Here is an 8,998-nt window from a genome sequence, read left to right on the forward strand (position 1 = left end):
GGTCCGCCGATTAGTTTTTTTAGCATAGAGATTTTGGATAAGATCATCAAGACATTGAAAAATAAGTATACCATTATCTATAATCGGCCAAGGCCACAAAACATTACAATGGATAACAGTGATGTCTATGAGTTGAATGAATATGAATGGCTTGCAGAAACCCATCCTGAGGTGGTATTAATGGAGGACTTATACCAGGAAAACAAGGGGAATGCTAACAATTATAATCACTTTCAATTGATGGTTTATGCAAATGCAGATCGGTTTCTCTCCATACATGGTGGAACGGCCACACTGGCGAGCTATTTTGGCGGAATAAACATCGTTTTATCAAAACAAGGGCCTGAACATCACTTTAAGTGCTATGAAAAGCTATACCCAATGTTTTCGGGCGCGAAGGTTTTGCATGCGAAAACCGATGAAGCGGTTCTTTCCTACATTAAAGAATATTATAACTAAATGAAGCCTAAAACAGAAAATCACTATTGGTTAAAATCTGGTTTTATTAATGTTATCCAAAATTTTTCCGGGGTATTTTTCGGATTTGCGAGCTTTTACTTTCTGGTAAGGGTATTAAGTAAACACGAGTTTGGTGCATGGACATTGTTCATGGCCGCTGTTACCATTTTAGAGATTTTCAGGAATGGGTTGATTCAAAACGCCTTGGTGCGGTTTATTTCTTCGTCACCCTTATCAGAGCACCATAAAATTACATCAGCTTCTTTCTCTATCAGTGGCATAATTACACTTGTTTGCATCATTGCCAATCTACTTTTCGCGCACCAGGTTGCCCTAATCTGGAAAACGGAAGAACTAGAGACGATGTTTTACTTGTTCAATATCGTTTTCGTCCTCTCTGGCATACTTACCCAGTTTAATTGTATTGAGCAGGCAAACCTGAATTACACAGGCGTATTTATCACCAATCTTATCAGGCAGGCGTCTTTCTTCCTGTATGTTCTGGTTTGTTTTTTCTTTGATCTTAAAATAAGTTTAATCCAACTTGTCTATATCCAAATAATAGGCGTGTTTGCCAGTACTGCTGTTGCTTACTTTTACGTGAAACCCTATCTTAAAATAACATTTAAGTTGTATCCCGAGTGGATTAAAAAATTATTTAACTATGGGAAATACGCTTTTGGAACGTCAGTGAGCTCCATCCTCTCTACCACCATCGATCAGATGATGTTAGGTGTGATGTTATCACCCGCTGCTGCAGGTTCGTTTAACATAGCAGTAAGAATAACAAATCTAATAGAGATTCCCACTAATGCTGTGGCAACCATTGTATTTCCACAAAGTGCCAAGCGATTGGAATCCGAAGGCGTAGAGGCGATAAAGTACCTGTATGAGAAATCTGTTGGTGTCATTCTGGCAATTTTAATTCCAGGTGTGTTGATTATCTTTTTATGTTCAGACTTTGTCATTCACTTTATTGCAGGTGGGAAATATGATGATTCCATTCCTTTATTAAAAGTAACCTTGCTGTATTGTATATTAATACCGTTCGGGAGACAATTTGGGACAATATTAGATTCTATTGGCAGAACAAGAACTACCTTTATTGTGGTTGTTATTTGTGCAATGATCAACTTAAGTCTTAATTATCTATTCATCCGTGAGATGGGCGTTATCGGTGCAGCCTATGCAACCCTTGTCTCCAATGTGATTGGTTTTTTGATTGGCCAGCGCATCCTAAAGAAGGAATTAAATGTTAACCTCCTAAACACCTTTACATACGCCTATAAATTTTACCCCGAATTTTACCATAAGTACATCTCTAAAAGCAAAAACTTATAACAGGGTATCACTCATTAATTTGGCGGTAATACGTATTTAATAATGTGCTGAATTGATTAAATCTTACCTCCCAGGTATTTTCGGAAGCTATTTTAAGTCTTTCTGAAACCTGGAACTGATCATCGTTCTGAAGTGTATTTTTTAAAGCGGCGTTGAATGCTGTAGGTGTTGCGCAGTAAGCAACGAAGTCACTTGTGAAATCTTTGAGATCCATGTTAAAGTCTGTAGCAATAACAGGCTTTCCTGCGCCTAGGTATTCGAATAATTTTAAGGGGAAGATGGTATTGCTCACCTCGTCTTTTTTAAATGGAATCATACAGACATCAAAACCCTTTAGTACAGATGGCATTTCTGCGTATGGGATCCGGCCAATGAAGTAAACGTTAGAAAGGTTTTTAAATGCTAATGGCACAAAGCTTTCTGTAACAGGCCCCGCAAAAACAAAACTTACATTTTGATTACTACTGGCCACTTCAAATAATAGATCGAAGTTGATACGTCTTTCAATATTTCCAAAATAGCCAATAATAGGACTTGGAATCTCATTTAGCCTTTCATTAACAATTAAATCATGTTGCATAGCCTGCGAACTTAGTTCCAGGTTTGCAGCGTTTGGAATAAAATAGGTGTCAGTGTTTTTTGCCGATTTTTCCTTAAATAACTGCTTACTTGTACAGATAATCAGATCAGCATGTTGCACAATTATATCTTCTGACATCTGCCCATGGTTCGCATCATACTTGCCAATGATCGGATCAACGCAATGATAAACCGATAGCTTTGGTGCCAATAATTGTCCGATATTAGGATAATGAAAGTTAGAAGAATTGATATAGATGTAGTCTGTGATGTTAAATTTGGCGATTACTTGTTCTATCCTTTGGAGAATAGTCTTTTCATTCAGCCCTAAAAGAAACCTGTAAAAATCACCTTCTGCAATAAAATTGATGGGTAATAATGGGGGAACAATAACAACTTTTAAATTGCGTTCTGTCGTATCAATAAGGTCTACCGTATTTCGGTTGAAGTGTTTTTTACGGGTTTGATAACCGTCATTCCTATTCAAAAAATAGTCTTTGTACGTATAAGGATAGTCGATATAATACACGTCGTTATCCAATGCCAGATATTTAGCCATCGTAAAACTGGTGGACTCAAATTGCCCATCGAATTTAGCAATGCCCAATATAAATATGACTTTCCCTTTTAAAAGCATAGGCTTTAATTTGAAGATTTTTTAGTGTCATGTGGAGCTTCCCGCTTCAACATGGTGGCTCCTCTTTTTAATTCAATAATGATCCGGTTGGAAATTGCTTTGTAAAACGAGCCATCTCTTTGTAAGGTGCGTGGTGCAGTCCAGGGACGAGCGTCCATTGATTTGACCTGTTTAATCATTCCATATTTCATCAAGTCGAAGGCAAGTCTGCCGTCATCACCGCGAATATTATGCATGATAAAGCCTTCCTTTAGTCCATGAGCTTTCACATATCCCATACTGATGCCAAATGCATTTAAATAAGGTCGTTTGATATGTCGAAACTCAGCTGCAGCATCTTTCAATTTTTCCAGCAAGTATAACTGCATTCGGGAAAAGCCCTTTTCTGGAATGAAAGAGTACCTGCCGTATACACAAACGACATTTTCCTGTTGCAAAACTTTCATCATTTCTTCTATCCAGCCTGGAGGATACAAACAATCAGCATCAGCTAATAGAATATATTTTCCATTAGCGTTTTCCTGGGCCAATTGCCTTGCAGGTCCACAACCCTGTATCGGTTGAAATAGCCCTCTGATATGCATACTGTTGATTGACTCCTGGGTGCGGTCGGCTGAGTTATTGTTAACCACAATGATCTCGAATGGGATGTTGGTTTTAGAAAATGACAACGAGTTTATACACCGCAAAACATTAATTTCTTCATTATATGCGGCTATAATTATAGATACCAAAGGTGTTGTACTTTGAACCTTGTCAAGCCTTAAATTGAGCTCCTTAAAAAAAGCATCAGGCACGTCTTTGTATTCTTTATAATCAAGATTTAGTTCCTTTACCCAAGCTGGGACAACATAGTTAATCAAGCGCTTCATATTCTTTATACTTTTGGTGCGATAACGTTTTTACTGTCCCTCTTGTCAATAATCAGGGTAATATTAATCATGGCAATGGCTAAATAAAAATAGACACTGTTTGGAAACTGGACCAATGCTTCCTGGGGGTAATTGCCAATTCCCAAGGCAAAAATGATGAGTACCATACCCAGGCAATAGTTTTTTAATTCTATATCTTTGATCTGGTAGTAATTTTTAATTCCTGTTTTCAACACCACAAACATCAAGGTGCAGAAAAGAAACATGCCTACATATCCAAGTTCCACAGCAACCCTTACATAACCACTATCTGACGGAAAATTGGCTAGAGCAGAGTTCGGTGCAAATCTTTTACCCCAGACACCTGTAGCGCCCAATCCGCCTCCAAATGGATGTTGTTGTATATAAGGTTGGATCTTTTTCTGGTTGATTTTACGAACATTAAAAGAAGCATCGTCATCGGGACTAAAGGCGGATTGAAACCTCACAATGGTTGGATTGGAAGTGGGGACAAAAACCAGTGCAATAAAGAACGCAGCACCAACAATCGCATATTTTAATATTTTAAAGTTGAACCTCAAAACAACAAACAGGAACATCGCAAGTGGAAACAATGGGTAAGCCCCACGCGTGCCAGAGTACAACATAACGGTTAAAAATAATGCGGCAAGGCAACCTAAAATTACTTTCTTGTAGATCTTAATTGGATTTAACATTACCGCCACACAGAGGATAGCGCTAATTACCATATTGTAAGAGAAGGATACCGGATCTGAAAAAATGGAAAACTTACGCCATTTACCATCAATGAATAGCAAAGAGCGCTGCAGTTCGGTATTGATACTTGCTTCTTCGAATCCGAAAAAGCCAAAATACTCCTGTTTTACAGCATATAAAGCAGCAAATAACGCGAGTGCGATCCACACAAAAAAAATAAGCCTGATAAACTCCTTTGTCCTGATCTGCGCAACGAACACAAAATAGGTAAGCATGATTAACGCCACAGACCTGATGGTGTATAGCCAGGCCATTTTTGAAGCGGCTTCCGGATTAAGTACTTGAAGCAAGTTATAACCAATCCAGACCAAAATCATTACACTGATGGGATTTCTGAAGGCCTCCCATTTTTGATATTTCTTTTGGTAGATAATAAAACCAAAACCCAGGAGCAATACAAGACCGTCCATTAAGGTTCCAAGTGGGAAATTCACACCAATTCGTAACACAAACATGACGAAATAGGCTGCAATAAGCAGGACTAAAATACCGAATTTCGGGTAATAAATAACAGAGAAAACAAGTGGTAAGCCAATCAAAGTGATAAACATGCCCAAGCCAAACGTTAGTCCAAAGTAATTAATTCCCAACACACTAAACACCGAAAACAACAGTAGAATAGTGGTGAGAACCCACGGTGTTAACCTGAATGGAGTGCTTAAATTATCCATTGATGATTTAGAGAAAAAGTATTTTGATAAAAAAATAATAAACAGAAATAGCAGAAACCAGCAGTGCAAGCCTGTAAGTAACTTTTTCGAGTTTCTTCTTTTGCGCTTCTGTATCTCTGGCTGTTTTTCTAAATGGACTTGTTTTCATCAGTATATTATTGTTCGCTTATTCCTGTTAGCTTACTTGGTCTCTACAAATCATCGTTAGTTCGTTTATGATAGTGGGTTGTAGCGATAGACGTGCGATTTGCATTTTTACTTTTCAGCAACGACCTAAGCTGTAAAAAGATGAAGGTAGGGATACTTTTCAATGATTGGTAGATCCGATCGTCTGCGTTTGACTGATTCAATGCGATCAGAAACCCCAAAAGGAACAATAGAAAAGCGGCAAACCAGATACCTACGGCTAAGGCCGATACAAATAGATTAATCAACATGAACAACCCCGATAGCAAAATAAAGATAAATAGCGGTGGACGTAACAAGACCAGTCCGAATAGCATTTGATTGGCACTTCTGTTCTTTATTCCCTTTAATAATATTTCGAAACCAAATTTAAAATACTTAAACCAGGTGTTGATCCACCTTGCTCTTTGATTAACTAATTGTGTTGATTGGGAAGTCTTTTCATCATAGACAATTGCATTTTCTGCAAACGCAATCCTCAGATTTCTTTTTAAGATCTCCGCTTGTAAAACTTTGTCGAACCCTGCCCCTTTTATATTCAGCGGACCCAGACAGGATTTATACAATGTTGTCGTAAAAGCCATGCCCGATCCAGAAAGGGTTGCAGAGGAGTTAAGGTTAAACAACAATTTGCCGTCGTAAAAATGGTAGTAAATGTCGCGGGCCGCGTCAAGACAAGCAATGGTTGAATCCATGTTTTTAGCCATTCGAATTCCCTGCACAGCCTCAAACCCCCTGGAAAACCAAATATTTAGTTCATGTAGGTACTCCGTGTCAACCAGGTTGTCACTATCAATAATCGTTACCCGATTATGATCCCGAATAAAATGATCTATCGCATAAAAATGAGAAGCAGTATTACTGGCAAGTACCCTTGGTGGTAACAGCAATACCACCCGTTTATCTTCGAAATTTAAGTCGTCCGTGATCTTACAATCGTCGGCAACGATATATATCACATAATTTGAGTAGTTCAAAGCCAGTAAAGACTTCACCACTGCAGGCAACATCGTTGTTTGCTGAAATGCAGTAACGATAATCGCATAATCCCCCTCACTACCTTCATGGCGCTGAGGTGACGCTACAACAGGTTTATTCCGGATGAATTTCCACGTTAGATACATGAAAAATGGCAAAACCAGATTGTAGCCAATTATTACTTGTAATACAATCCATAACACCATAAACACACTCATTACTTTTCAGAATTACCAACTTTGTTAATGATCCACCCTATGAAACTTCCGGTTTCTTTCAAATAAGCGATTTGGCCTTTCTTCCGTTCAGAGATGGAGTTTCCAGCAGCAAATACAGACACAATGTTTTTGGAAAATAAAATCCATTCTTTCGACTGGTTTCGATCATCAAGCGCTGCTGTTTCAATAATGATTAAATCATACAAAGTTTTAGCCTCATCCAATTTAGCTTGTATTACATCCCTGCTTGCTAATTCCATCAAGGAGGTATCGCCACCTTTGTTACTTAAAATATCAATACTACCAGCCTTGTGATTTAGGGTTAAGTCAAGTTTACCACTGATAAAATCTTCCAGGTACAGTTTTGATGTTGATGCTCTTGAAATATTAGGATTACTAAAGTTACCATCAATTACAAGAACTTTCTTATTGGTCATCTTCCAGGCTAAGGCCAGACTTAAGGCTACCAAAGTTTTTCCAACGGTTGGACTTATACTGGTAATCACCAATATCTTGTCTGTCATAGCCAGTTCAATTTCATAACGAATGGAACGCAATTGATTTTTGAACTTCAAAAGATGGGGGGCTATTGTTTCCTGATTCCATAAAGCGCTTAAATCAACCGAAGGTGATACCAAGTAGTTGACCTCTCCCAATACTGGAACATCAGTCTTATTGGCAAGCTCCTGAGCAGAGATCACGCTGTTATCAAAGAAGTATATAACGAATAGTACCAAAACACAAAAAGCGAAACTGATGATGGCACTTAATATCACCAATAACATCTTTTTTGAAGGCTGTGCAAGGCCAGGAATTCCTTGTTGAACAACGTTCATTTTCACATTAAACGATGATTCCAGGGTGCTTTGATTATACATATTAAGGATATCAAGATATTCCTTACTTGCAATTTCTATCCCCATTTCAAGCGACTGCACATCAGCTTCTTTAGGCACCATCGTTTCAAATTGGCCATTTAACGACCTCAACTTCTTGTCTAACGAATTTATGCTGTACCTGGTCAAATCAAGCTGAATCTCCATGTTCAGCTTTTGATTAATCAACTCCTGTTTGGTGTTTAAGGGATTGTTAATATATTGGTCTGATGATTTATTGATCTGCGCAGTAAGTTTTCTACTCAAGGAATCATAGCTTGATTTATAGCGTGGATCAAGGTCATTATTGATATATAACGTATAAAGCGAACTGAGTTCATCTTTAGTATCAACAATTGACTGATTAACCTTAGAAAGCGCTGCTTCTATATAACTCCTTTCCTGCGGATCGAACTTTCTATTAATCTGATTTAATGCGCCGGCATAAGATGCAGTTTTCTCAATAGCCTCTTGTTTTTTAGTATCATACTCTAAAACCAACGTATAAAGTTGTTTAGATTGCTCGGTAAGATTTAGCACACGATTTTTTATCTTATATGCACGCAGTTTCTCCATGCGTTGTGAAAGCGAATCACTCTTTTGAACTAACATGCCACTTAGAAAGTTATTCGCCTTGAGCTGATTTTCTTTCAAAGATGTCGAGTAATCTTCAATGACCTCTGAGGCTATGAGGTTAACAACCAGGGCAGAAAGATCTGGGTTTTCCGACTCGAATTGAATGACAATAAAATCACTGTCGCTAGGTCTGTATATAAGTTGTTTATTCCGTAAGGACTCTGCATCATAGCCCATAGATTTTAATAACTTGAATAATTTGTTTTCCGATGGCTTGGATAACGTAAGGCTTTGATGACCGATAGCCTTCTCACGAAATACCTTTAAGGCCTGGGCTTTTTCATCGTCAGACAAGGCAATCACTTCCTTACTCCATTGCTTAAATGGCGTAGCACTTGTCAAGTCATGAATAATAAGTTGATACGCTACCTGATCCAGCACCCTGTTCATGCGCATCATTTCCATCAGGTTGCTAAACTTTTGGTTTATTCTATCCTTATCTTCTACCTGGCCTACAACCGATTGTTGCTGCGTGCCATCTACCCAGCCTGTGGCAACTTGTGCCTGCGAAACATAGGAATTGGGAAGATTGCGAACAAGGAAGTAAGTGATAATGGTGGTAACAAGTGGAATAATAATCAGGGTAAGCTTGTACTTTTTTAGAATATCTAAAAATCTAAATAATTCATTCATTATTTTATATATTCTAATTTAACAACGGTCAGTTCTTCTAAGGCAACTTTTGCATTTAAGTAATTGGCTTCAGTTTCAAGTTTTGTTTGAAAATTCTCATTAAAAGTCATAGAAGCACTGTTGTAGTCAAGGAAGG

At 38.1% G+C, this 8,998-nt stretch carries 7 protein-coding genes and 1 pseudogene; 2 read left to right on the forward strand and 6 right to left on the reverse strand.

What is annotated here, in order from left to right; genetic code table 11:
• Both ACR2F3_RS05850 and ACR2F3_RS05855 read left to right on the forward strand, forming a co-directional pair.
• Positions 1–459 (forward strand): annotated as a pseudogene (locus ACR2F3_RS05850) (hypothetical protein); the annotation flags it as partial.
• Entirely contained in the window at positions 460–1,800 is a 1,341-nt protein-coding gene (locus ACR2F3_RS05855; protein ID WP_432709045.1) for a flippase, read from the forward strand.
• Between the two features lie 7 nt (positions 1,801–1,807).
• Here ACR2F3_RS05855 and ACR2F3_RS05860 read toward each other — a convergent pair whose 3' ends face one another.
• The 6 genes from ACR2F3_RS05860 to ACR2F3_RS05885 all read right to left on the reverse strand — a co-directional run bounded on the left by ACR2F3_RS05860 (position 1,808) and on the right by ACR2F3_RS05885 (position 8,862).
• Positions 1,808–3,016, reverse strand: coding sequence for a glycosyltransferase (locus ACR2F3_RS05860; RefSeq protein WP_432709046.1), 1,209 nt, complete (start codon positions 3,014–3,016; stop codon positions 1,808–1,810).
• A gap of 5 nt (positions 3,017–3,021) precedes the next feature.
• Complete coding sequence (locus tag ACR2F3_RS05865) at positions 3,022–3,888, reverse strand: glycosyltransferase family 2 protein (protein WP_432709047.1); 867 nt, start codon at positions 3,886–3,888, stop codon at positions 3,022–3,024.
• A 5-nt stretch (positions 3,889–3,893) separates the two neighbouring features.
• Positions 3,894–5,336 (reverse strand): O-antigen ligase family protein, encoded by a 1,443-nt coding sequence (locus tag ACR2F3_RS05870; protein ID WP_432709048.1) that lies wholly within the window; start codon positions 5,334–5,336, stop codon positions 3,894–3,896.
• Positions 5,337–5,343: 7 nt separating this feature from the next.
• The gene (locus ACR2F3_RS05875; protein ID WP_432709049.1) at positions 5,344–5,484 is read right to left on the reverse strand and encodes a hypothetical protein; all 141 of its coding nucleotides are present in this window, start codon (positions 5,482–5,484) and stop codon (positions 5,344–5,346) included.
• A 43-nt stretch (positions 5,485–5,527) separates the two neighbouring features.
• The gene (locus ACR2F3_RS05880; protein ID WP_432709050.1) at positions 5,528–6,646 is read right to left on the reverse strand and encodes a glycosyltransferase; all 1,119 of its coding nucleotides are present in this window, start codon (positions 6,644–6,646) and stop codon (positions 5,528–5,530) included.
• A gap of 71 nt (positions 6,647–6,717) precedes the next feature.
• On the reverse strand, positions 6,718–8,862 hold the full coding sequence (locus tag ACR2F3_RS05885) for a GumC family protein (RefSeq protein WP_432709051.1): 2,145 nt from the start codon (positions 8,860–8,862) through the stop codon (positions 6,718–6,720).
• Positions 8,863–8,998: the final 136 nt, after the last annotated feature.

The organism is Pedobacter sp., from assembly GCF_045627485.1.
Classification (GTDB): domain Bacteria; phylum Bacteroidota; class Bacteroidia; order Sphingobacteriales; family Sphingobacteriaceae; genus Pedobacter.